The sequence below is a fragment of the Vibrio sp. 10N.261.52.A1 genome (assembly GCF_002876325.1).
GTDB classification, from domain to species: Bacteria; Pseudomonadota; Gammaproteobacteria; order Enterobacterales; family Vibrionaceae; genus Vibrio; species Vibrio chagasii.
The window spans coordinates 1-25,607 of the sequence record NZ_MCYD01000159.1; the positions used below are offsets into that span (position 1 = coordinate 1).

Genomic DNA, 25,607 nt, shown 5'->3' on the forward strand with positions numbered 1-25,607 from the left:
TCCCAGATAAGCTGGAGTTGCTTTTGGCTCGGCATCGCTTGCTGGCAATGACCTAACCACATTCTCAACAAGCGCGCTCTTAGTAAAGCAGATTGCTCAGATAAAACCTCTATGCTCAAGCTCTGGTCATCACCGAGGGCTTGTTGCAAGTGAGAAGCTAATAGCTCATCTAGCAACATCTCTTGCTCGGCACAGAGCTGAGCGCTGCGACTGACAGACTCTCGAAAACTGGGCCAACGCTCGGTCAGCACCGGAGTCACTTGGTGGCGAATAAAGTTACGGTCGAAACGCACATCCTGATTACTTTCATCTTCAACCCAAGTTAACCCCATACGGCGAGCGAACGCTTCAATCTCTGCTCTGGTCACTGACAGCATAGGACGAACAATATAAGCACCTGAAAATGGCATCACTTTCGCCATCGATGAGAGGCCTTTAGGACCACTGCCGCGCTTTAACGCTAATAGAAAAGTCTCCACTTGATCATCGACGTGTTGACCAGTAACCAGCACATCCCCTTGTCGCAGATGCGATTTGAAGGCGTTATATCTGGCGTCTCGAGCGAGCTTTTCAATACTTTCACCACTATGAACATCCAGTGAGACACGCTCCACTACCAAAGGCACTGACAAATCATCACACCACGCTTGGCATTGCTCAGCCCAGAGGTCCGCATTATCACTCAAGCCATGATGAACATGGATTGCCTGACAATCGATGCCATGAGTTTTGGCGTAATGCGCAGCTAACTCCAACAACACACGTGAATCAACCCCACCACTAAAGGCAACCACCAGCCGCTTAGGCTTGATTGCGCTTTGGGCAAATACAGAGGTAAACGTTTCGATTAAGTGAGTCATGAGGCTTAATGAACCAAGAAAGTGTTTGAAAGGTAATATTTAAATAATAAAAAAGGGTTGGCACTGAGTCCAACCCTTTCATCATCTTGTTACATAAAGTCAGCCTTCGAATAAGGCAGCTTATCAGCAGTAACCGTAGCTCATTAGACGCTGGTAACGACGCTCAAGAAGCGTTTCGTTATCAAACTGCTCTAGCTCTTCTAGTTGTTTAACTAAAAGGTCTTTCATGTTCTGAGCGGTTTGCACTGGATCACGGTGTGCGCCACCTAGCGGCTCAGGGATGATTTCGTCGATAAGCTCAAGCTCTTTAAGACGAGGAGCAATTAGGCCCATCGCTTCAGCAGCTTGTGGTGCTTTATCTGAATCGCGCCATAGGATTGAAGCACAACCTTCAGGAGAGATTACTGAGTACGTCGAGTACTGAAGCATGTTCACGTAGTCACCAACACCAATTGCTAGTGCACCACCAGAACCACCTTCACCTACAACGTTACAGATAACTGGAACAGAAAGACCAGCCATAACCTTAAGGTTTTTAGCGATAGCTTCAGACTGACCACGTTCTTCCGCACCAACACCTGGGTATGCGCCAGCAGTATCGATGAAAGTAATGATAGGCATGTTGAAACGCTCAGCAGTTTCCATTAGGCGAAGTGCCTTACGGTAACCTTCTGGCTTTGGCATACCAAAGTTGCGAAGTACTTTTTCTTTAGTCTCACGACCTTTCTGGTGACCAATAACCATAACAGGACGGCCATTTAGACGAGCCATGCCACCCACGATTGCTTTGTCGTCAGCGTAAGCGCGATCGCCCGCCATCTCTTCAAATTCTGTGAATGCATGCTCCAGGTAATCTTTTGTGTAAGGACGTTGTGGGTGGCGAGCAAGTTGAGCTACCTGCCATGCACCTAAGTCGCTAAAGATTTTCTGTTTAAGCTCTAAGCTTTTTTTCTCTAGTTGTTCGATTTCTTTGTCTAGATCTACCGCTGTGTCACCACCGTGACGCGAAACGTCACGTAGCGCTTCGATTTTTGCTTCAAGTTCAGCGATAGGCTTTTCAAATTCTAGAAAGTTCAGGCTCATCTATGAATCCTTGTTGATTCAGCTTTGCATTTGCGAAGCTAAATTTTAGTTAAATTCGAGTTCTACTTGGCTATTTCCAAGCAGCTGTTTTAATTCGTCTAGTAATGTATCACTTGGCGTCACGCGCCATTCTGTGCCCAATGTTAACCGCGCTCTAGCGTCGGCACGCTGGTAGTATACATTGACTGGGACCGTTCCGGCTCTATAAGGTTCTAAGATTTGACTAAATCGTTCAAAAAATTGACCATTAATTTGGGATTCATCGATAGATATCGATACCCCGCGAGCATATTTTTCACGGGCGCTTCCTAAGTCCATGACCTCGCGCGCGGACATTTTAAGCCCACCGTTGAAGTCATCAAAGCTGACCTGTCCAGAAACGACCACAATTTTGTCTTTTTCGAGCAATTCTGCGTAACGATCGAGCGCATCTGAGAACAACATCACTTCCATACGTCCAGATCGATCGTCGATGGTCATCAAACCGATTCGAGTACCACGCTTGGTGGTCATTACTCGTGCTGCAATCACCAAACCAGCAATCGTTAATGATTGATCACGACGTGTTGGCGTCGCATCTTTCAAACGGCAGCTGGTGTATTTCGCTAATTCTTTGATGTAAGCGTTAACCGGGTGACCCGTCAGGTACAAACCTAGCGTTTCACGTTCACCTTCGAGCCAAACCTTTTCTGGCCATCTTGGTACTTGGGTGTACTTGTGCTCGACTTCTTCCGGAGCATCCGTCAATACACCAAACATATCCGATTGCCCAAAGGACTCGGCATGGTGATATTGGCTTGCTGCTTTAACCGCATCAGCCAATGAAGCCATCATCGCTGCACGGTGAGGGCCTAATCTATCTAACGCACCCGATAGAATCAACTTTTCGATAACACGCTTGTTAACTTTCTTTAAATCGATACGAGCACAGAAGTCGAATAGATCTTTGAAGTAACCGCCCTTATTTCGCGCTTCAATGATCGCTTCAATCGGGCCTTCACCTACCCCTTTAATCGCGCCGATGCCGTAAACGATCGCACCGTCGTCATCAACATTAAATCGGTAGAGACCTGAGTTGATATCAGGCGGCAGTAGTTTGAGCTTCATACGGAAACACTCATCAACAAGGCCGATAACCTTCTCAGTGTTATCCATATCCGCCGTCATTACCGCGGCCATAAACTCTGCAGGATAGTGTGTTTTCAGCCAGAGTGTTTGGTAAGAAACCAATGCGTACGCAGCTGAGTGCGATTTGTTAAAGCCGTAGCCCGCAAACTTTTCTACCAAGTCAAAGATCTTCATGGCAAGTTCGCCATCAACACCGTTGGCTTCTGCACCTTCTTTGAAGGTACCACGCTGTTTAGCCATCTCTTCTGGCTTTTTCTTACCCATCGCACGACGCAGCATATCCGCTCCACCCAGCGTATAACCCGCTAGGATCTGTGCAATTTGCATTACCTGCTCTTGGTAAAGGATGATGCCATAGGTTGGTTCTAACGTGTCTTTTAGAGATTCATGTTGCCATGTTTCATCTGGGTAAGAGACCGCTTCTCGACCGTGCTTACGGTCGATAAAGTTATCTACCATGCCTGATTGCAGTGGGCCCGGACGGAACAAGGCTACCAATGCGATAATATCTTCGAAACAGTCAGGCTGAAGACGTTTGATCAGGTCTTTCATACCACGAGATTCCAGCTGGAATACCGCGGTGGTTTCAGAGTTTTGTAGTAAGTTGAACGACGCTTGATCATCCAAAGGGATCGATTCAATACGAACCGGCTCTTTACCTTCTTTCTTCAAGCGTGGGTTCACTAGGCCCAACGCCCAGTCGATGATGGTAAGGGTACGTAGACCCAAGAAGTCAAACTTAACCAAGCCAGCGGTTTCAACGTCATTCTTATCGAATTGCGTTACCGGGAAGTTACCTTCAGCATCGGCATAGATAGGTGCGAAGTCCGTGATCGTGGTTGGTGAGATTACAACACCACCCGCGTGTTTACCGGCGTTTCGCGTACAACCTTCTAGGATGCGACACTTATCGATCAGTTCGCGAACCTCTTCATCACCATCGTAAAGTTCTGGCAATGCAGGTTCGGCAAGAAAGGCTTTCTCAAGTGTCATACCCGGATCGGGCGGTACAAGCTTAGAAATACGGTCGACGAAACCAAACGGGTGACCCAATACACGGCCTACGTCACGGATTACCGCTTTTGCCGCCATGGTACCAAAGGTGATGATCTGAGATACCGCATCACGACCATACATTTCTGCAACGTGATCAATTACTTGGTCACGTTTATCCATACAAAAATCGATATCGAAATCGGGCATCGAGACACGTTCTGGGTTCAAGAAACGTTCGAATAGTAGATCGTATTCAAGTGGATCGAGATCGGTGATATCCAATGCGTATGCCACCAAGGAACCCGCACCCGAACCACGACCAGGGCCTACTGGTACATCGTTATCTTTAGACCACTGGATGAACTCCATTACGATCAAGAAGTAACCTGGGAAACCCATGTTGTTAATAACTTCAAGTTCGACTTTAAGGCGCTCATCGTACTCAGGACGGCGCTCGGCTCGAACTTGCTCATCTGGGAACAAGAATGCTAGACGACGCTCAAGACCTTCTTCTGATTTCTTAATCAAGAAGTCTTCGATCGCTAAACCTTCGGTCGGGAAGTTAGGGAGGAAGTACTCACCAAGACGAACAGTAACGTTACAACGCTTAGCAATCTCTACGCTGTTTTCAAGCGCTTCTGGGATATCGGAGAACAGCTCACACATCTCTTCTTCACTGCGAAGATACTGTTGCGCACTGTAGTTTTTTGGACGACGCGGATCGACCATGGTGTAACCATCATGGATTGCTACGCGGATTTCATGGGCGTCAAACAAGTCTTCAGTTAAGAACACCACTTCGTTGGTTGCCACAACCGGTAAGTCTTGTTGCTCAGCAAGCTCTAACGCGAAATGCAGGTAAGACTCTTCATCGGCACGTCCGGTACGAATCAGCTCTAAGTAAAAGCGATCGGGGAAGTGAGTTTTGTAAAACTCGACACTACTCGCGACGAGATCACGGTTACCTTTCAGCAATGCCTTACCGATCTCGCCTTCTTTGGCGCCAGATAAGATAATCAACCCCTCAGCGTTTTCGATTAACCACTCTTTATCGATCACAGGTTGATGCTGTATGTGACCACGCAAGTAAGCTTTTGAAATCAGCAAGGTAAGGTTGTTATAACCTTTGTTATCAGACGCTAAAACCGTCAGTTTCGTCAGCTCATCTCCAAATCCTGGAGATTGCATCAAAAAATCAGCACCAATAATTGGTTTAACCCCACACCCATGGGCAGTACCGTAAAATTTCACCAAACCACATAGGTTAGTGAAGTCGGTAAGTGCTAGAGCTGGCATACCCATCTCAGCGACTTTTTTAACTAATGGTGGCACCTTAGACAGGCCATCCACCATAGAAAAGTCACTGTGTACGCGTAGGTGAACAAATTTTGGATCTGACATTATTTTTCCTGAGTTCTAGACCGGAGCCTAGGATTACAACTGAGTGTATTCTATTTTTTTCTATTGCTAGTAAGCAAATTTATTCGAAGATCAACGCTTATCTGTGTAGCACTTAATCAATGCCTAAAATACGTTTTACTGGCTTAAAGCTCTTACGGTAGTGCTCGGTAACACCGTGCTTTTCAATTGCCTCGAAATGCGCCTTGGTCGGGTAACCTTTGTGCTTAGCAAAACCAAACTCCGGATGAAGCTTATCAAGCTCTTCCATCTCTTGGTCACGGACGACTTTAGCGATAATAGAGGCGGCACTGATTTCAGCGACGCGTAAATCTCCTTTAACCACTGCAATACCGGTCATTGGCAATTCAGGTACACGGTTGCCATCAATCAAAGCCATATCAGGCTGAACACTTAACCCAGCAATCGCACGCTGCATCGCAACCATAGTCGCTTGTAGAATATTGAGTTCATCAATTTCTTGCGGTGAACAACGGCCCACAGACCATGCCAATGCTTTTTCTTTAATTTCAGGAAGCAGGGCAAGGCGCTTTTTCTCAGACAGTTTCTTTGAGTCGTTCAGGCCTTCAATTGGATTATTCGGGTCTAGGATAACTGCAGCTGTCACTACATCGCCAACCAATGGTCCACGCCCTACTTCATCGACGCCAGCAAATAGCTGGTAGCCTTGAGGGTATTCGAAAGGTGGAAGCTCTTTTTTCTCTTTTACTGCCATGACAATTCTCTTTGTAACTTTTAAGCCCGTGCCTTTGAAACTAGCACGTTATGATTCAACAAACTCTCGGCCGATCAATTTCAGCACCGCATTGGCGGCTTGTTTGTCAGCATCTTTCCGGATCCAGTGGTGCATTTCAGTAAAGCGTTCAATCAATGCACTGTTATCGGCAGCTAGCATCTTATCAACCGAAGGGAATAAGAAATCTGGATGGCACTCTTCCAAGATGTGCTCTTTGACGATTTCTTCGCCTGCCAGAATATTCGGCAGTGACACAAACTCGGTGATAGCCAGCTTCTTCACAATGTAGCCAGTCAACTTATTCACCTTGTACCCCACAACCATTGGACGCTTAAGCAGCATGCACTCAAGAGCGACCGTGCCGGATGCCAATAGTACAGAGTCCGCTGCAGTGATCACGTTACGAGCTGTATCTTGTACAATAACAAAATCTAATTCTGGTGCTGTCGCCTTCCAAATCTCGGTAAATTGTTGCTTGCGGGTTTCGTTAACAGCAGCCACCACGAAACCGATGTCTGGGTGCTTTTGTTTGATACGTTTACAGGTTTCAATGAAAGGTTGCGCGATGAGTTTCATTTCACCACCACGACTGCCCGGTAGAACCGCTAACCACTGCTTGTCTTGCTCTAGGCTAAGCAGTTCCCGCGCTTCCGCTTGATTTGGCTCGAGTGGAATGGCATCTGCCAGTGTATGACCAACAAACTCACAGGCAACGTTATATTTATCGTAGAACGCTTTTTCAAATGGTAGGAACGCCAGTACCAAGTCGGTTGCTTTGTCGATCTTAAAAATACGTTTTGGACGCCATGCCCAGACAGAAGGGCTAACGTAATGAACCGTTTTTATACCTGCGTTCTTAAGATCTAGCTCTAATCTCAAGTTAAAATCAGGAGCATCAATACCAACGAACACATCTGGTGGGTTCTGAGTGAAATACTTAACTAGCTCTGCTTTTACTTTGAGCAGACGAGGCAAGCGACCAAGTACTTCAACTAAGCCCATCACGGCAAGCTCTTCCATCTCAAACAAAGATTCACAGCCTAGCGCTTTCATTTTTGGCCCGCCAATACCAACAAATTCTGCATTCGGGTACTGAGCTTTAATCGCTTTAATAAAACCTTCGCCAAGGGTATCGCCAGAGAGTTCTCCGACAACAATGCCTACCCGCAGTGGCTCGTTGGAAACAAAGCCTGAGTTATTGGTTTGTGCTTCTTGCTGTGCCATAGTTTTCCAATTCCCTTCTCGCCTAAAACAAAAAAGATCGCCTTAAAAGTAGCGATCTTTTTTATATCAATCACACTTGGTATTAACGAATAATACCGCGCTCAGAGTTCTCTAGCATCTCTAGCATAGGAGTTACCGAAGCAAACTCTTTCGCCATTTCAACTAAAGCCGCTTTCGCTTCTTCAAGTGTTTTACCAGAGCGGTAAAGCTCTTTGTACGCTTTTTGCAGTGCACGAATCTCTGGTTTCTCGAACCCGTTACGTTTCAGACCTACAAGGTTAAGGCCGAATGGTGCAGCGTGGTTACCTTGTGCAAGTACGTATGGCAGTACGTCTTGAACAACGGCAGAGCAACCACCAATGTAAGCATAAGCACCGATTGAACAGAATGGGTGAATCGCAGAAAGCGCCATAACACCAGCGTAATCGCCAACCGTCACGTGACCACCTAAAATAGCATTGTTACCAATGTGAGTGTGGTTACCAACAATAACGTCGTGCGCTACGTGAGCGTTAACACAAAGCAGGTTGTCATCACCAATCACTGTGGTTGCTTTATCTTGAACCGTACCACGGTGGATTTGAACCGCTTCACGAATCACGTTGCGATCGCCGATCACAACCGTTGTATCTTCGCCACCGTACTTCTTGTCTTGGTTCTCTTCACCAATCACAGCGTGTGGGAAAATGCGGTTTTCTTTGCCAATCGTGGTGTGACCTTTGATCACAACATGCGACATGATTTCTGTGTCGTCACCAATGGTTACATTACCAGCAATGTAAGTAAAAGGACCAACCGTTACGTTTGCGCCAATCGTTACATCACCTTCGATAACTGCAGCCGGGTGAATTTTTGCTGTTTCATGAATCATATTAAAACTCTCTACGAGCACATTTAAGTTCAGCTGAACATACTACTTCGCCGTCAACTTTCGCTACGCCGTTAAATGATGCGATACCACGACGCTCTTTAAGGAATTCAACTTCGATAACCAGCTGGTCACCAGGTACTACTGGCTTACGGAATTTCGCTTTATCAACACTTGCGAAGTAGTAAAGCTCATTACCAGAAGGTGCACCGAAAGATTTAAATGCAAGAAGGCCTGTTGCTTGCGCCATCGCTTCTAGGATCAACACACCTGGAAATACAGGAAGTTGAGGGAAGTGGCCAGTAAACTGAGGCTCGTTAACAGAAACATTCTTAATTGCAGTCAGTGTTTTTTCTTTTTCAAAGCTAGTCACACGATCAACCATTAAGAATGGGTAGCGATGAGGTAATAGTTCCTGAATTTCAGTAATGTTCATCGTTGTCTGTTCAGTAGTCAAAGTCGTATTCCTATATGTATTCTTTATTTAATTAGAAAGATTATAAACGAAAAAGACTCGCTGTACGCGAGCCTTTTATTAGAAATGCTGGAATTATGATTCCGCGCTCTTCTCGATAAGTTTTTCAACGGTTTTCAAACGCTTGTTCATTTCATCAATACGATGAACACGCGTTGCTGTTTTACGCCAATCTTTATTTGGCTGTAAAGGAATACCCGAAGAGTACATGCCTTTCTCAGTGATGCTGCGCATTACCATTCCCATACCGGTAATCGTAACGCCGTCAGTGATTTCAATGTGACCATTGATTACAGTGCCGCCACCAATAATACAGTACTTACCTATCGTCGTGCTGCCTGCGATGATAGTACCACCCGCAAGAGCAGAACCATATCCGATGTGAACGTTGTGTGCGATTTGCATTTGGTTATCAATGATAACGTTGTCTTCAATAACGGTATCATCTAACGCACCACGGTCGATCGTGGTACACGCACCGATCTCTACGCGATTACCAATGCGAACAGAACCGACTTGAGGGATCTTAACCCACTCGCCTTTCTCGTTCGCGTAGCCAAAGCCATCAGAACCAATCACAGTACTTGATTGAACCAAACAAGCTTCACCAATTACCACTTCATGATAAATGCTTACGTTAGCCCACAGCTTAGTGCCAGCGCCAATCTTGGCGTTTTTACCGATAAAGCAACCCGCACCGATGATCACATCGTTACCAAGAACAACACCAGACTCAATCACAGCGTTCGCACCAATAGACACATTTTGCCCAAGTGTTGCATCGCTCGCAATCGAAGCTGAATCAGCAATATCCGCAGCCGGTTCTGGAGTAGTATCAAGCGCTTGAGCAACCTTAGCAAAAGCAACGTAAGGGTCACTGACCACAATCACATTAGTCTTACACAGTTCGCGCTCACTCTCTTTAACCATAATCGCTGACGCTTTACAGTCACCTAGGTGCTTGCTGTACTTAACGTTAGAAAGAAACGTAATGTTGCCTTCTCGCGCTTTATCCATAGGAGCAACAGCAGAAACGGTTACAGTACCGTCACCATGTAGCTCCCCCCCGGTAATGGTTGCCAATTCGGCTAAAGTCAGTGTCTTCATAAAACTTATTTTAGTTCTTTAATTACTTTCTCAGAGATGTTGTATTCAGGCTTGCCGTATTGTAGCGCTTGAATATCAACGATCATGTCGTAGCCTTCTTTCTCTGCAACTTTCGTTACAGCATCTTGAATCACTTTGAATAGCTTCTGCTTCTCTTGTGCTTCACGACGTTGGCTTGCTTTTTCTAGAGCTTGAGCTTTGATCTTGTACTTGCTGTCTAGTTGACCAACTTCGATACGAAGTTTCTCAACTTCGTCTGGACCTAGTAGCTCACCATCACGCTTAAGCTTTTCAATCTTCGTTTTAGCTTCCGCTTGGATGCTTTGCAGCTCAGCTGCTTTGTCTTTGAACTCTTCCTGCATTTTTTGAAGAACAACTTCACGCTGAGGTAGAGCCTGGAATACTTGTGCAGTGTTTACATAACCCACTTTTTGCGCAGCTTCAGCAGCTGTTGCAAAGAAAGAAGAGCTAAGAACTACAAGGCCTAAACCTGCTGCTTTAATCATATTTTTCAAAATATTGTCCTTTAAATATTAGAAAGTTCTACCAATGGTGAATGTGAAGAATTCCTCATCATCACCTTCGTAAATTTTAATTGGTTTCGCTAGAGAGAAAACCAGTGGGCCCATCGGTGACATCCATTGAAGAGCGGCACCATAAGATGAACGGTAATTGGTTGGATCAGAGTAATCGTAGTAGTACTGGCCGCCACTGTTAGGTGCGCCACGGTCTACGAACTCGGTATCCCATACACTTGCCATATCGAAGAAGACACTGGTACGAATTTGGCTACGTGCTTCATCAGAAGCAAACGGCGTAGGTACGATTAACTCTAAACTTGCCAAAGCAACCGCGTTACCACCTACTGAATCGTCAGTAGCGGTGTCGTAGGTTGGGTTGTTACCCGTGCTGCTGCCGTAAACGGCTTTTGGACCTGCCGAGTTAGAGCCAAAACCACGTAGGGTTGTAAAACCACCCGCATAGTAGTTCTCGTAGAATGGGAACAAGTTATCGTTACCATCCGTTTGACCATAACCATTACCATAGCCTAATCGGCCACGCATCAATAGTGTGAACTCATGCTTTTTGGTCAGCGGGATGTAATGTTTTACATCGTACTGCATTTTGAAGTACTGAGCATCAGAGCCAGGTACCGTCATTTTAGCGAAAGCACGTTGGTGGTTACCTTCTGTTGGGAAGAAACCACGGTTCAAGTTGTTACGCGTCCAAGAAATATTGATATCGAAGTCATCAGTTAAGATGTGCTCATCACCGTATTGGTCGATACTTCTCGCAAACTGTTCAACCTGGATATAAGTCGGTACGTTACCGATCTTGTTGTGCGTATAGCCAACACCGAACTCAATGCGGTTCAGCTCATCCATAGGGAAACCCCAGGTTAAGCTCGTACCATAACTTTGGTTGGTATAGTCGACGATACCTGCTTCAGATGCTTCAAACTCGTTGTAGAAGATCTTACCGCCTAAGCTCACACCATCTAGGTTCCAGTATGGGTCACGGTAGTCTAAGCTCACGTTTTTTTGGTAATCGTTCATCATGGCACTTACGCCAACGCGGTTACCAGAGCCCGCAAAGTTGTCTTGTTGAAGGCCAACTTGGAAACTCACACCAGATTCAGTACCGTAGCCGACACCAAAGTTGATGCTACCTGAGTTTGCTTCTTTAACGTTGTAAACCAAATCAACTTGGTCTTCGCTGCCTGGAACACGAACGGTTTGTACATCGACAGTTTCGAAGAAACCTAGACGGTTAAGACGGCTCTTACCGGTATCAATCGATTTAGAGTTAAGCCAGCTGCCTTCCATTTGACGCATTTCACGACGTAGCACTTCATCTTTTGTCGAGTTGTTACCTGTAAAACGAATGTCACGCACGTAGATACGGCTACCCGCTTCTACGTTAATAACCAATGAAACTTCTTTGGTTTCGTCATTGAATTCTGGAATCGTACGAACTTGCGGATACGCATAACCTGACTCGCCAAGAATACGCTTAACGCCTTCTTCTAGTGAAGTTACAGAAGAGCCGTTGTAGGTATCGCCATCTTCAAATGGCACAAGCGCTTCAAAATCAGCTTCGCGGCCAATAAGCTCACCACGGAATGATACGTCTTTAACTGTGTAAGCTTCGCCTTCATCTAGACCAAGCGTAATATAAACGCCTTTCTTATCTGGAGAGATCGCCACCTGCGTAGAGTCAACCTTAAATTTCAGGTAACCGCGGTCAAGGTAGTAAGATTTAAGCGCTTCAATATCACCAGCAAGCACTTGCTTCTGGTATTTTTCATCCGCTAGGAAGTTCCACCAAGCCACATCTACATTGAGGTTGAAGCGGCTAAGCAGTTCTTCATCAGTAAACACTTCGTTACCGATAAAGTTAATTTGCTGAATCTTAGCGGAAACGCCTTCAGTAAATACAAATTTAAGGTCAGAACGGTTACGTGGCAGAGGTGTTACAACCGCTTTTACTGTCGCGTTGTACTTACCAACACTGTAGTAAAAGTCCTCAAGACCTTTCTCAATATTACTTAGCGTAGTACGGTCAAGAGCTTCACCCTCACGAACACCTGATGCATCTAGGTTCTGCTGAAGTTGTTCTTCTTTAATCGCTTTATTGCCCGAGAAAGAGATACTTGCGATGGTTGGTCGTTCTTTCACTTGAACAATCAATACACCTTCATCGCGAAGGACTTTAACGTCTTCAAAGTTACCCGAAGCGTACAATGCACGGATGATCTCAGAAACATCGCTTTCATCTACTTCATCGCCAATACGTACTGGCATTTTCAGTAGAGCTGCACCAAGTGCAACACGCTGTAAACCTTCGATCTTGATATCTTGAACTACAAAGTTTTGTGCTCCGTTCGCCGCCACACTGGTGGCTAATAGACTTGCGAACAGAATTTGCTTAATCGCCATACTTATTCTAATTATTCCTTGCTACTACCAATGCCTGTGAGAAACCATTCACAGACGAGTAAAATCGTTAAATATTGCCAGAGCCATTAAAGAGAAGAGGATCGCCCCTCCCACTCTGTAACCCATCTCCTGAACTTTCTCAGGGACTGGTTTACGAGTAACGGCCTCAATAGCGAAAAAGAGCAAATGTCCGCCATCAAGCATAGGCAGCGGAACCAAATTAATAATACCCAAGTTAACACTTATCAAAGCCAAAAAGCCTAAGAAGTAAACCAAACCGTAATCGGCGGTTGTACCTGCGCCTTTAGCAATTGAAATCGGGCCACTTAAGTTGTTTAAGCCAACATCACCCACGATGAGCTTCTTGAGCATAGTAAGCGTCAGACCAATGATTTGACCTGTTTTATCAAATGCTTTTCCTACAGACTCAATTACACCAAATTGTAACTCAAAGCGATAATCTTCTGGCCATTCTGCGACTTCCGGAGCAATACCCGCATAGCCGATTGTTGAACCATCAGAAAGCTCGCGACTTTTCGGTGTCATCACGAGTGATTGCTCACTGCCGTTTCTTGATACAACAACGTCTAAAGGTGTCATTGGGTTCGAGCGAATTAACTCAACCACTGATTGCCACTGCTCAATGGGTTGACCATTAATTTCAACAATTTGGTCGCCCGCCTCTAGACCAGCAGAGTAAGCAGCACCATCATCAATCACTTGAGCCAGTACGGTCGAGATCTCTGGAGAGTATGGTCTAAAGCCAAGCGTTGTCATCGCAGATTCAGTTTCTGGGTTGAACGACCAGTCTGAAATATCCAACGTCAATTGTTGCTCAAAGCCGATATCGTCTTGCGAAGACACCGTTACTGTCATCGATTGATCACCAATATGCGATATCAAACCCATATTGACTGATTCCCAATCTGCGGTTTTGATTCCCGAAATAGATTTAAGTTCCATTCCAGTTTCAATTCCGGCTTGTGCAGCGATAGATTGTGGAGTTACCTCACCAATCACAGGCTTAACCGCAGGCACACCGATCAAAAATACTAACCAATATGCAAACACAGCAAAGATGAAGTTGAATGCAGGACCTGCGCCAACAATCGCGGTTCGCTTCCACAGTGGCTTTTTATCAAACGCGTACTGCTGCTCGTCTTCTGATAGGTCATCGACACGACCATCGAGCATTTTTACGTAGCCGCCCAGTGGAATAACGGACAAGCTGTATTCTGTACCGTCACGGCCAACTTTGCTCCATATTGATTTACCAAAACCAATCGAGAATTTTTCAACTTTTACACCACAACGACGAGCAACCCAGAAATGTCCAAACTCGTGAACCGCGACCAGAATGCCAAGCGCTATGATAAAAGATGCGAAGTTCCACAGAATTCCACTCATGCTAGCTGCTCTTTAATAAATTGAATGGCTATTTGACGAGACATATTATCTAGCTCAAGCAGGCTTTCCAAGCTATCTAAGCCTTCAGAGTTATGTTGTTCACATACTTTGCTCATAACATGTTCGTTAATGACAGCAATGTCGGTAAATTTAACCTGATTGTTCAAGAAAGCGTCGACCGCAATTTCATTTGCTGCGTTAATCGCTGTCGTTGCATGCTGACCTAAGTAGCACGCTTCAATGGCTAATTTCAAACATGGGTAACGGTTAAAGTCAGGCTCTAAGAAAGTCAGCTCACCGACTTTGGTAAAATCCAACGGCTTAACACCCGCTTCAGTACGCTCAGGGTACGACATCGTCAGTGCGATTGGTGTCGCCATATCTGGTTCCCCCATTTGAGCAAGTACTGAACCATCCTTGTACTGAACCATAGAATGGATCACAGACTGAGGGTGGATAATGACCTTTAGCTGCTCTTGAGACGCATTAAATAGCCACTTCGCCTCAATGTACTCAAGACCTTTATTCATCATAGTCGCAGAATCGACAGAGATCTTAGGCCCCATAGACCAGTTAGGGTGTGCGATAGCGCGTTCAGGAGTCACGGATTCCAGTTCAGCGACATCGGTATAACGGAAAGGACCACCAGAGCCCGTTAGTAGGATATGGTTAATACCATTGGCTTCTAAGTCACAGCGACCTAAATTAGTTTGAACGTTTTGTGGCAAGCATTGGAAGATAGCATTGTGTTCGCTATCTACAGGAAGAAGCTCAGCACCGTACTTTTCCACAGCATCGATAAACAGCTGCCCAGACATCACCAAGGCTTCTTTATTTGCCAACAGGATACGCTTACCCGCTTTGACTGCTGACATAGTAGGAAGCAGGCCTGCCGCGCCAACAATCGCAGCCATCACCGTATCCACTTCATTCAAAGAAGCAACCTTGCACATGCCTTCAGAGCCTGAGAGTACTTGGATGTTAGGGTAATTGATAGACAAGGTATCAGCGAGCTGAGATGCAGCATCAGGACAAGCCATAGCAACATAGCTTGGTTGCCACTTTTCTACTAACGCCAGCATCTTTTCAACATTCGAGCCAGCAGCCAGTGCAACGACTGAATAAAGGTCTGGGTTTTGCTCAACGACTTTTAGTGTACTTGCACCAATTGAGCCAGTTGCGCCTAGGATAGTTAGATTTCGCATCACATATGACCGTAGAAATGTAATAAAGGGCAGATTCACTGCCCTTTTAATTAGAATGCTAAGTAAAGCAGAGCAAAGACAGGGAATGCAGCCGTTAAGCTATCGATTCTATCTAGTATACCACCATGACCAGGAATCAGATTACTGCTGTCTTTAACCCCTGAAACACGCTTGAACATGCTTTCAACAAGGTCACCAAGAACAGAGATAACAACGGTCACAAGCGTAATCACAATCATGTGTAGAGGGCTTGAGAATTGGATATTGAACAAGTCAGCAAAAATCCAAGCCACAATCACCGCGGTGATGATACCGCCAATCAGGCCTTCAATTGTCTTGTTCGGGCTAACGGCCGGAGCCATTTTACGCTTACCGAAGCTCTTACCAGAGAAGTAAGCGCCACTGTCTGCAGCCCACACCAGTAGACACACAAACATCACGAGTTTTGCGCCATGGTAAGGATCAACGTCAATGCCGTTAGCACGCAAAATCACTACACTCCAAAAGAATGGCAGCAGAGTTAGTACACCGAAACCATGACGAAGAAACGATGAGTCTTTCCATGCTGGCATAGACTTCGGATAAGTCACTGCCATACCACTTGCGATTACCCACCAAATTGAACCAATCGTTAAAATGGCGTAGTGAGCACTCGATAAGTTATTTAGGCTAAATGCATCAAAAGGGATAAAAGCAAAACTTGCAGCACTTACCACAACCGTTGGAATCAACGCTAAATAACGCGATTTGCTTTCAACAAATTGAGTCCACTCCCAATAGCCCAATAGCGAGATAACCGCCAATGAAAGGATAAACGTAGGAAGTGATAACTCGAAAATTCCTAGAATAACTAGGGGAGCTAAAATCAACGCCGTAATAATTCGTTGTTTCAAACCAAAAAATCCTTATTAACTGTCCATCAGAGCTTTAATCTGCTCACCGGTGCAGCCAAAACGGCGCTCACGATTTACAAACCAAGTCACAGCTTCTACTAAGCTGTCTTCATTAAAGTCTGGCCAGAATTGTTCAGTAAAATACATTTCGGCGTAAGCCAACTGCCAAAGCATGAAGTTACTAATGCGGCATTCACCGCTGGTGCGGATCAGAAGATCAACTTCAGGAATATCCGCCATTGTCAGGTGCTGTGTAATCATAGCTTCATCAATGTCTTCTACATTAATATCGCCAGACTTTACCTGTTGAGCGATGGAAGTCATCGCTTGCTGAATATCCCACTTACCACCGTAGTTCGCGGCGATATTGATAACCATACCGGTATTGGTGCTAGTCAAAGCTTCCGCTTCTTCGATTTTCTTTTGTAGTCGATCATTAAAACGACTTTTATCACCAATAACACGAAGTTGTAGATTATTTTTATGGAGCTTTTTCACTTCACTTGAAAGCACGGAGATAAAGAGTTCCATCAAAATACCCACTTCTTCCTCTGGTCGACGCCAGTTCTCGCTACTGAATGCGAAAAGTGTAACGGCTTTGATGCCCAACCTGGCAGCAGAAGAGATGGTTTTGCGAACGGCTTGAACACCGTTTTTATGACCAAAGACGCGAGGCTTGCCCTGAGCTTTTGCCCAGCGGCCATTACCATCCATGATGACAGCAATGTGTTTAGGAAGAGAGTCTGTGAACGCTTGAGAATTATGCATAAAAGAGTGAATCAAATTCTAATAGTCGAACAGAGTAGCATAAAAAAACGCTGAACAGTGAGTACAGCGTTTTTCCGGAAAGAAAAGAATATGGAAAATTAAACTTCCATCAACTCTTTTTCTTTAGTTGCTAGAACTTCGTCTACGTTCTTAACCGCAGCGTCAGTTAGCTTTTGAATTTCGTCTTGTGCTTTACGATCTTCATCTTCAGAGATTTCTTTGTCTTTAAGAAGCGCTTTTAGATCGCCATTCGCGTCACGACGGATGTTACGGATAGCAACACGGCCACCTTCAGCTTCGCCACGAACGATTTTAACTAGGTCTTTACGACGCTCTTCCGTTAGCGGTGGAAGTGGAACACGGATAACCGTACCCGCAGACATAGGGTTTAGACCTAGGTCAGATGTCATGATCGCTTTTTCAACTAGAGGCGTTAGTGTTTTATCAAACACTGTGATTGCTAGAGTACGTGCGTCTTCAGCAATAACGTTAGCAACTTGAGTCAAAGGCGTTGGTGCACCGTAGTACTCTACTGTAAGACCAGAAAGTAGGCTTGGGTGTGCACGACCTGTACGAATCTTTTGCAGGCTGTTTCTTAGTGCATCAACACTTTTTTCCATGCGCTCTTGAGCGTCTTTTTTGATTTCGTTAATCACAATTTCACCTTGATTATGTTCTTTCTTCAAGAAAGCTTTTTATTTGGAGTGATAAGGATAAAGCTTACCAGAGTATAGCCCCCAGTAAGCCCGAAAAATTAGTCAGCGTCGCTGATTAATGTACCTTCAGTTTCACCCATCACCACGCGGCGTAGTGCGCCTGGCTTATTCATGTTAAATACACGGATTGGCATTTTGTGATCACGTGCTAGCGTAAATGCAGCCAAGTCCATTACTTTAAGCTCTTTCTCAAGAACTGTGTTGTAAGACAAAGTATCATACAGCTCTGCGTCTGGGTTTGCTACTGGGTCAGCAGTAAATACACCATCTACTTTTGTCGCTTTTAGAACTACGTCAGCTTCGATTTCGATACCACGTAGACATGCAGCAGAATCAGTAGTGAAGAATGGGTTACCAGTACCAGCAGAGAAGATCACAACGCGACCTTGACGTAGTTGGCTGATTGCATCTGCCCAGTTGTAGTCGTCACACACACCTTTTAGAGGGATTGCAGACATTACACGTGCGTTTACGTAAGCACGGTGCAGAGCGTCACGCATAGCAAGGCCGTTCATTACTGTTGCAAGCATACCCATGTGGTCACCAACAACGCGGTTCATGCCAGCTTCAGCAAGACCAGCACCACGGAACAGGTTACCGCCACCGATAACAACACCAACTTGAACGCCTAGTTCAACCAATTCTTTTACTTCTTGAGCCATACGATCAAGGATCGTTGGGTCAATACCAAAACCTTCTTCGCCTTGTAGCGCTTCACCGCTAAGTTTTAACAGAATACGTTGATACGCTGGTTTAGGGTTCGTAGTCATGGAGTTTACCTTCCAAAGAGTTGATGATTAACAGTCATGGATAAAAACTGAGTAAGTCAGTTTGCATTCATAACCACTAACGTTGCCTTCAAAAATAGTTCACTATTCATAAAAAGACCGCAGCATTTGCCACGGTCTTTTTTCAAACAATACGCTAAGGATTAACCTTTTTGTACCGCTGCAACTTCGTCAGCGAAGCTCATTTCAGCAGCTTTCTCGATACCTTCACCAACTTCTAGACGTACGAAGTTAGATACTGCAGCGCCTTTTTCTTTAAGGATTTCGCCAACAGTTTTCTTAGGCTCCATGATGAAAGCTTGACCTGTTAGAGAGATTTCGCCCGTGAATTTCTTCATACGGCCGATAACCATTTTCTCAGCGATCTCTTGAGGCTTACCTTCGTTCATAGCGATTTCAACTTGAACTTCTTTCTCTTTAGCAACTACGTCTGCTGGTACGTCTTCTGGGTTAACAAACTCAGGACGAGAAGCAGCTACGTGCATAGCAACGTGCTTAAGAGTTTCAGCTTCGCCTTCACCAGCTACAACAACACCGATTTTCTCACCGTGACGGTAAGAAGCTAGAGCAGCACCTTGTACGTATGCTACGCGACGGATATTGATGTTTTCGCCGATTTTTGCAACTAGAGCAACGCGAGTTTCTTCGAACTTAGCTTGTAGCTCTTCTACAGAAGCTTGAGTAGCTACTGCGTCAGCTGCTACTTCTTCTGCGAATGCAGTGAAGCTAGCATCTTTTGCTACGAAGTCAGTTTGGCAGTTAACTTCAAGAAGAACAGCTACACCGTTCTCTTCTTTGATGATGATTGCGCCTTCAGCAGCAACGTTACCAGCTTTCTTAGCTGCTTTCGCTGCGCCAGATTTACGCATGTTTTCAATTGCTAGTTCGATGTCAGCGTTTGCTTCTACAAGCGCTTTCTTACATTCCATCATGCCAGCGCCAGTGCGCTCGCGAAGTTCTTTAACTAGAGCAGCAGTTACAGTTGCCATTCTCTATTCCTCGGTTGATTCGAAAATAAGGTAAAAATCAGGGGCCAAAATGAGGCCCCCGATCTAACTATAACTTAGCTTACATTTAATAAAGATTTCAAAATCTATATTAGCTAAGCCAAGCGTGATTCAGAGCCGCTATTATTCAGCTTCTACAAAACCATCTTTTTCAGCAGCTACAGCAGCAACGTCTTTGTTACGACCTTCTTTAACCGCGTCTGCAGCAGCGTTTAGGTAAAGCTGTACTGCACGGATTGCATCGTCGTTACCTGGGATAACGAAGTCAACGCCGTCTGGGTTAGAGTTAGTATCAACTACAGCGTAAACTGGGATACCTAGGTTGTTTGCTTCTTTAACTGCGATGTGTTCGTGATCAGCATCGATTACGAATAGAGCGTCTGGTAGGCCGCCCATGTTCTTGATACCACCAAGAGACTTCTCTAGCTTCTCCATTTCACGAGTGCGCATTAGAGCTTCTTTCTTAGTTAGCTTGTCGAAAGTACCGTCTTGAGCTTGCGCTTCAAGTTCTTTCAGACGCTTGATAGACTGACGAACAGTTTTGTAGTTCGTTAGCATACCGCCTAACCAGCGGTTGTTAACGTAGAACTGGTTGCTGTTTACAGCAGCTTCTTTAACAGCTTCAGATGCAGCGCGCTTAGTACCAACGAAAAGAACTTTACCTTTCTTCTCACCAACTTTAGCGATTTCTGCTAGAGCTTCGTTGAACATTGGTACAGTTTTTTCTAGGTTGATGATATGTACTTTGTTACGAGCACCAAAGATGAATGGCTTCATTTTTGGGTTCCAGTAACGAGTTTGGTGACCGAAGTGAACACCAGCTTTAAGCATATCGCGCATTGATACAGTTGCCATTTTAAAATCCTCTATGGGGTTAGGCCTCCACATCCCCCATGAATCCGACCCCTAACAACTAACCACTTTTCAGCCGTTATCTGTGTTGTTGAAGCACCCCGGAACATGTGACGGAATGTGTGTGATTTAAAGATATAAGTTAGTGGATACCAAAGCCTGTTTCGCCAGTTGGAGAAAACAGTCCTGATGTCCGGCGCGCTTTATACCATATTTTGTCTATCTATGGCTAGAAAAAAATCGAAAAATGGCGACTGCTATACTGATCTCTGAAGGTAATTTTCCCCTATAAAATAGTGTCTATATCAAACGGCTTCTGCATCCGTTAGCCGAGCGTTATTTAATCACGTTAACAGTATCCACCAGTATTGTACGGACATGGTAATGTTGCGCTAAATTGCTGCACTGATAGAATAGCCCCAATATGCACACTTAGGTGCTACCAAATTAAGAGATATGCAATGGCTGTAAAAATTAAAACTGCTGAAGAAATTGAAAAAATGCGCGTCGCCGGCAAACTGGCTGCTGAAATTCTAGAGATGATCGAACCTCACATCCAAGTAGGTACGACGACAGAAGAGCTAAACCAAATCTGTCATGACTACGCTCTAGAAAGAGGCGCATACTCAGCACCACTTGATTACCACGGTTTCCCTAAGTCTATCTGTACGTCTATCAACCACATCGTGTGTCACGGTATTCCGGCATCACAAGACGAAACTGGTAGCACAGGTCAATTTAAGCCTGCTGTACTTAAAGATGGCGACATCCTTAACGTAGATATCACGGTAATCATCCCTGACGACGAAAATGCAGATCTAAGCACTCGTCCTCAAGGCTACCACGGTGACACGTCTAAGATGTTCCTTGTAGGTGAAGTTTCACCAGCAAACAAGCGTCTATGTATGGTTGCTCAAGAAGCACTTTACGAAGGCATGCGCCAAGTGAAGCCGGGTGTTCAACTTGGTCAAATCGGTACGGCTATCGAGAAGTACATCAAGACCAACAACAAGAACAACCCTCGCGCTAAGTTCTCTATTGTTAAAGATTACTGCGGTCACGGTATCGGTTCTGAGTTCCACGAAGATCCGCAAGTTGTACACTACAAAAACAACGACCGCACAGTACTGAAAGCGGGCATGTGTTTCACTATCGAGCCAATGATCAACGCCGGTAAGTTTGGCTGCCGTCTTGATGACGAAGATAGCTGGACAGTGTACACAGCAGACAGCAAGAACTCGGCTCAATGGGAGCACACATTAGTCGTAACAGACACAGGTTGTGAAGTTCTAACACTGCGTAGCGATGATACCATTCCACGTATCATGAAAAACGCTTAGTTCACTGAGCTAAACGCATCAAACCTTTAAAGATATCCTCGCATTGTCGAGGATATTTTTTTATCTGCTCAATTTCGATTTTCCACCAGCTTCTGGTAAATTGTTTAATATTCTCATTTGCTTGCACGGATAGCAGACTATGCCTTATCAATGCCCTCTTACGTTCAATGACGAACAAATTGAAATCTGCGAATTAAAAAATCAGCTCGAGATCTTCACGCAGTACCAAAAAAATGAATTTCTAAATCACCATCCTGTCACTGACTTGGTATTGCTCCGCTCTGAGTACATGGATTTGTTACTCAGACGCTTATGGGAGCACTTTGGTTTTAGCAACCTACCTCATATCTCGCTGGTTGCTGTGGGTGGCTATGGTCGTGGTGAACTTCACCCGCTATCGGACATTGATATCTTAATCGTATCCCAAAAAACATTGCCACCAGCCCTTGGTGAAAAAGTCAGTCAGTTCATCACCTTACTGTGGGATTTAAGGCTCGAAGTTGGCCACGCAGTGCGCACCATTGCTGAATGTATTGATATTGGTTTCGATGATCTAACCGTTGCCACCAACCTACAAGAATCACGCTTATTGTGCGGCAGTGAAGACACCTTTCAAGAACTTAAGCTGAAGATTCATTCTGATTCATTTTGGCCAAGTGAGACCTTCTACAAGGCAAAGATTCAAGAACAGAGAGAGCGTCATGCGCGCTACCACGATACAACTTACAACCTTGAACCTGATATCAAATCTACGCCAGGCGGCCTACGAGACATCCACACGCTCAGTTGGGTGGCACGCCGCCACTTCGGTGCGACCTCTCTACTTGAAATGAGCAAGTATGGCTTCCTTACCGATGCCGAGTATCGTGAGCTCGTAGAATGCCAAGACTTCTTATGGCGCGTTCGCTTCGCACTGCATATTGAGCTACGTCGCTACGACAATCGCCTGACGTTTGCCCATCAAGCACAAGTCGCCGAACACCTTGGCTACACAGGTGAAGGCAACCGCGGTGTCGAGATGATGATGAAGGAGTTTTATCGAACCCTTCGCCGTGTGGCAGAACTCAACAAAATGCTGCTCAAGCTATTCGACCAAGCGATCATTAATGGTGGTGAGACAGAAGAAGCTGAAATTCTCGATAATGACTTCCAGCGTCGAGGCTCACTGATAGAAGCGCGCAAGCCTGCCCTATTCCAAGCAAGGCCGGAGACCATTCTCGATATGTTTATCCATATCGCCAATGACTCTTCCATCGAAGGCGTTAGCCCTCCAACATTGCGACAACTGCGCACAGCGCGTCGCAGGCTCAACCGCTTCCTACATACTATTCCAGAAGCGCGTGAGAAGTTTATGACCTTGGTTCGCCACCCCAATGCATTGCACAAAGCGTTTAGCTTGATGCACAAATTGGGCGTGCTCTCAGCGTATCTACCGCAGTGGAGCCAGATCGTCGGTCAGATGCAATTCGACCTGTTCCATGTTTACACCGTCGATGAGCACAGTATTCGACTGCTCAAGCACATCAATCGCTTTGGTCAAATTGAAAACCACGACAAGCACCCTATCTGTTGTGAAGTCTACCCACGAGTGCAGAAGAAAGAGCTGCTGATCCTAGCCGCTATCTTCCACGACATCGGTAAAGGTCGTGGCGGAGATCACTCTGAGATTGGTGCGGTAGAAGCCTACTCTTTCTGTATTGAGCATGGCTTATCGAAACCAGAAGCCAAGCAAGTGGCGTGGCTAGTACAAAACCACTTGTTGATGTCTGTTACCGCTCAACGTCGCGATATCTACGACCCAGAAGTGATAACCGAATTCGCCAAGAAAGTACGTGACGAAGAATCACTAGAGCTGCTGGTTTGCTTAACCGTTGCCGACATCTGTGCAACCAACCCAGAGTTATGGAACAGTTGGAAAAGAACCTTATTGGCAGAGCTTTTCCACTCAACTCAACGTGCGCTGCGCCGCGGCCTAGAAAATCCGGTCGACGTTCGAGACCGTATTCGTCACAATCAACAAATGGCATCCGCCCTACTGCGTAAAGAAGGCTTCACCGCTCGTGAAATTGAAGTGTTGTGGCAACGCTTTAAAGCCGACTACTTCTTACGTCATACCCACAAACAGATTGCATGGCATTGTGAGCATCTACTGCGCCTGGAAGATCCAAGCCAGCCTTTGGTTTTGATCAGCAAAAAAGCGACACGTGGCGGAACAGAAGTCTTTGTTTACTGCAAAGACCAAGCAGCACTGTTTGCTACCGTGGTTGCCGAGCTCGACAGACGTAACTTCAACGTTCATGACGCTCAGGTTATGGCAAGCAAAGATGGTCATGTTCTTGATACCTTTATCGTGCTAGACCAGCATGGCAATGCGATTGACGAAGCAAGACACAAGGCTGTCGCAAAACATCTAACCCATGTTCTAGCCGATGGTCGCCCTACAAAGATTAAGACACGTCGCACGCCGCGTAACTTACAACACTTTAAGGTCAAGACTCTGGTTGAGTTCCTACCAACCAAGAGTAAAAAACGCACCTTGATGGAACTAAGAGCACTCGATACACCAGGGCTACTGGCACAAGTTGGTGCAACCTTCGCAGAGTTAGGTATCAACCTACATGGCGCTAAAATTACGACCATTGGCGAACGTGCAGAGGATTTGTTTATTCTGACCAGTGACACAGGTGGGCGACTTTCTGAAGAACAAGAACAGGCGCTCAGAGAGAGGCTAACCGAGCATGTTTCCGAGCTTGCGCCCTAGAACGCGAATGGAGTACAACTCGCCGGTTTAATGAGCAAATAAGTGTGGGTGAAGATAGAGAGCGATCTTGCCCACAACTTACAATCAATTCACAGATATCAACTATCTAGCTCGTCGTTAGGCTGCTACATTGATTAAGTCAATTACATAAAAGTATTACATTCATAAACTAGAGGTCGCTTATGTATCCAAACCTCACTGGCTTAGGTATCCACGAGCCTAAACAGATTGAACGTTACTCCCTTCGCCAAGAAGCACACAAAGATATCCTGAAGATTTATTTTCGTAAGCAGAAAGGCGAGCTGTTCGCGAAAAGCGTTAAGTTTAAGTACCCACGACAAGTAAAAAGTGTGCTTGTTAGTGGTGGCAATAATCAATACAAAGAAGTGACTGAGATTAACCGCAACCTCACGCTTGTGATTGATGAGCTTAATAAAATCACCAAACCTACGCCAACCACAGAGACGGATGTAAAACAGAAGATCCTGACCGACCTACGCCATTTAGAGAAGGTGGTGTCTAGTAAGATCGCTGAGATCGAAGCGGATCTAGAAAAACTAAAATGATCCCGATGCTAGGCGACTAATGACCATCGTTAGTTGTTCTGCTTAAATTAAACAGATAGTAAAAAGGGCTGATATCACTATCAGCCCTTTGTTTTATCGAACTTTTATTTAGACGACCGTGCTTGCGCATCGACTAAATTTGTATCCCACTCAAAGGTTTCGAATAACTGTAGCCAAGTTTCATCAAGGCTTGCCTTCATCACTAATTCTTCTTTCGTGAAAGGGTGGATAAAGCGCAACTCTGAAGCGTGCAGTAACAAACGGTGTGAATCCAAGTTTTCACGGAACAAGCGGTTATGCTTGCCATCACCATGCGAAGTATCACCAACAATTGGGTGTCTTAGGTGAGCCATATGACGGCGCAACTGATGTTTACGGCCCGTCTTCGGCAACATCTCAACCAAGCAGTAGCGGCTCGTTGGAAAACGCCCTGTCGAATAGGGTACTTCCACTTTTGCCAAAGGTTCAT

At 45.4% G+C, this 25,607-nt stretch carries 21 protein-coding genes and 1 pseudogene; 3 read left to right on the forward strand and 19 right to left on the reverse strand.

Annotation, left to right across the window (positions count from 1 at the left end; translation table 11 throughout):
- The 18 genes from tilS to rpsB all read right to left on the reverse strand — a co-directional run.
- Window positions 1-860: tRNA lysidine(34) synthetase TilS (gene tilS / locus BCT81_RS02135; RefSeq protein ID WP_102423115.1), on the reverse strand; the 860-nt coding region annotated here is incomplete at its 3' end.
- A gap of 123 nt (window positions 861-983) precedes the next feature.
- A complete protein-coding gene (gene accA, locus BCT81_RS02140; RefSeq protein WP_004738605.1) occupies window positions 984-1,943 on the reverse strand; it encodes an acetyl-CoA carboxylase carboxyl transferase subunit alpha in 960 nt (319 codons plus the stop codon).
- 45 nt (window positions 1,944-1,988) lie between these two features.
- On the reverse strand, window positions 1,989-5,468 hold the full coding sequence (gene dnaE, locus BCT81_RS02145) for a DNA polymerase III subunit alpha (protein WP_102423116.1): 3,480 nt from the start codon (window positions 5,466-5,468) through the stop codon (window positions 1,989-1,991).
- A 112-nt stretch (window positions 5,469-5,580) separates the two neighbouring features.
- Window positions 5,581-6,201 carry a ribonuclease HII gene (rnhB, locus tag BCT81_RS02150; protein WP_102423117.1) on the reverse strand — a complete coding sequence of 207 codons (621 nt, stop codon included), beginning with the start codon at window positions 6,199-6,201 and terminating at the stop codon, window positions 5,581-5,583.
- A 48-nt stretch (window positions 6,202-6,249) separates the two neighbouring features.
- A complete protein-coding gene (lpxB, locus tag BCT81_RS02155; protein WP_008224011.1) occupies window positions 6,250-7,446 on the reverse strand; it encodes a lipid-A-disaccharide synthase in 1,197 nt (398 codons plus the stop codon).
- Between the two features lie 82 nt (window positions 7,447-7,528).
- A complete protein-coding gene (lpxA, locus tag BCT81_RS02160) occupies window positions 7,529-8,317 on the reverse strand; it encodes an acyl-ACP--UDP-N-acetylglucosamine O-acyltransferase (RefSeq protein ID WP_004738600.1) in 789 nt (262 codons plus the stop codon).
- Between the two features lies 1 nt (window position 8,318).
- A complete protein-coding gene (gene fabZ / locus BCT81_RS02165) occupies window positions 8,319-8,771 on the reverse strand; it encodes a 3-hydroxyacyl-ACP dehydratase FabZ (protein ID WP_004738598.1) in 453 nt (150 codons plus the stop codon).
- 93 nt (window positions 8,772-8,864) lie between these two features.
- Complete coding sequence (gene lpxD / locus BCT81_RS02170; RefSeq protein ID WP_102423118.1) at window positions 8,865-9,896, reverse strand: UDP-3-O-(3-hydroxymyristoyl)glucosamine N-acyltransferase; 1,032 nt, start codon at window positions 9,894-9,896, stop codon at window positions 8,865-8,867.
- 5 nt (window positions 9,897-9,901) lie between these two features.
- Entirely contained in the window at window positions 9,902-10,402 is a 501-nt protein-coding gene (locus BCT81_RS02175; protein WP_008224002.1) for an OmpH family outer membrane protein, read from the reverse strand.
- 27 nt (window positions 10,403-10,429) lie between these two features.
- Window positions 10,430-12,835, reverse strand: coding sequence for an outer membrane protein assembly factor BamA (gene bamA / locus BCT81_RS02180; RefSeq protein ID WP_102423119.1), 2,406 nt, complete (start codon window positions 12,833-12,835; stop codon window positions 10,430-10,432).
- A 48-nt stretch (window positions 12,836-12,883) separates the two neighbouring features.
- A complete protein-coding gene (gene rseP, locus BCT81_RS02185; protein ID WP_102423120.1) occupies window positions 12,884-14,242 on the reverse strand; it encodes a sigma E protease regulator RseP in 1,359 nt (452 codons plus the stop codon).
- A complete protein-coding gene (ispC, locus tag BCT81_RS02190; protein ID WP_102423121.1) occupies window positions 14,239-15,447 on the reverse strand; it encodes a 1-deoxy-D-xylulose-5-phosphate reductoisomerase in 1,209 nt (402 codons plus the stop codon). The genes rseP and ispC overlap by 4 nt, the downstream gene beginning before the upstream one ends.
- 50 nt (window positions 15,448-15,497) lie before the next feature.
- A complete protein-coding gene (locus tag BCT81_RS02195) occupies window positions 15,498-16,340 on the reverse strand; it encodes a phosphatidate cytidylyltransferase (RefSeq protein WP_004738591.1) in 843 nt (280 codons plus the stop codon).
- 15 nt (window positions 16,341-16,355) lie between these two features.
- Window positions 16,356-17,108 (reverse strand): isoprenyl transferase, encoded by a 753-nt coding sequence (locus tag BCT81_RS02200; protein ID WP_004738590.1) that lies wholly within the window; start codon window positions 17,106-17,108, stop codon window positions 16,356-16,358.
- Between the two features lie 98 nt (window positions 17,109-17,206).
- Window positions 17,207-17,764, reverse strand: a complete 558-nt coding sequence (frr, locus tag BCT81_RS02205) for a ribosome recycling factor (RefSeq protein WP_004738588.1) — start codon at window positions 17,762-17,764, stop codon at window positions 17,207-17,209.
- A 98-nt stretch (window positions 17,765-17,862) separates the two neighbouring features.
- A complete protein-coding gene (pyrH, locus tag BCT81_RS02210) occupies window positions 17,863-18,594 on the reverse strand; it encodes a UMP kinase (protein WP_004738586.1) in 732 nt (243 codons plus the stop codon).
- A 161-nt stretch (window positions 18,595-18,755) separates the two neighbouring features.
- The gene (tsf, locus tag BCT81_RS02215; RefSeq protein WP_102423122.1) at window positions 18,756-19,601 is read right to left on the reverse strand and encodes a translation elongation factor Ts; all 846 of its coding nucleotides are present in this window, start codon (window positions 19,599-19,601) and stop codon (window positions 18,756-18,758) included.
- A gap of 141 nt (window positions 19,602-19,742) precedes the next feature.
- Window positions 19,743-20,474, reverse strand: a complete 732-nt coding sequence (gene rpsB / locus BCT81_RS02220; RefSeq protein ID WP_032546326.1) for a 30S ribosomal protein S2 — start codon at window positions 20,472-20,474, stop codon at window positions 19,743-19,745.
- Window positions 20,475-20,932: 458 nt separating this feature from the next.
- On the opposite strand from rpsB, the gene map reads away from it, so the two are divergent.
- The 3 genes from map to BCT81_RS02235 all read left to right on the forward strand — a co-directional run bounded on the left by map (window position 20,933) and on the right by BCT81_RS02235 (window position 25,138).
- Window positions 20,933-21,811, forward strand: coding sequence for a type I methionyl aminopeptidase (gene map, locus BCT81_RS02225; protein WP_004738580.1), 879 nt, complete (start codon window positions 20,933-20,935; stop codon window positions 21,809-21,811).
- 139 nt (window positions 21,812-21,950) lie between these two features.
- On the forward strand, window positions 21,951-24,572 hold the full coding sequence (gene glnD, locus BCT81_RS02230) for a bifunctional uridylyltransferase/uridylyl-removing protein GlnD (protein ID WP_102423123.1): 2,622 nt from the start codon (window positions 21,951-21,953) through the stop codon (window positions 24,570-24,572).
- A gap of 182 nt (window positions 24,573-24,754) precedes the next feature.
- Window positions 24,755-25,138, forward strand: a complete 384-nt coding sequence (locus BCT81_RS02235; protein WP_061032602.1) for a DUF3461 family protein — start codon at window positions 24,755-24,757, stop codon at window positions 25,136-25,138.
- Between the two features lie 104 nt (window positions 25,139-25,242).
- Here BCT81_RS02235 and BCT81_RS02240 read toward each other — a convergent pair.
- Window positions 25,243-25,607 (reverse strand): annotated as a pseudogene (locus tag BCT81_RS02240) (tRNA pseudouridine(65) synthase TruC); the annotation flags it as partial.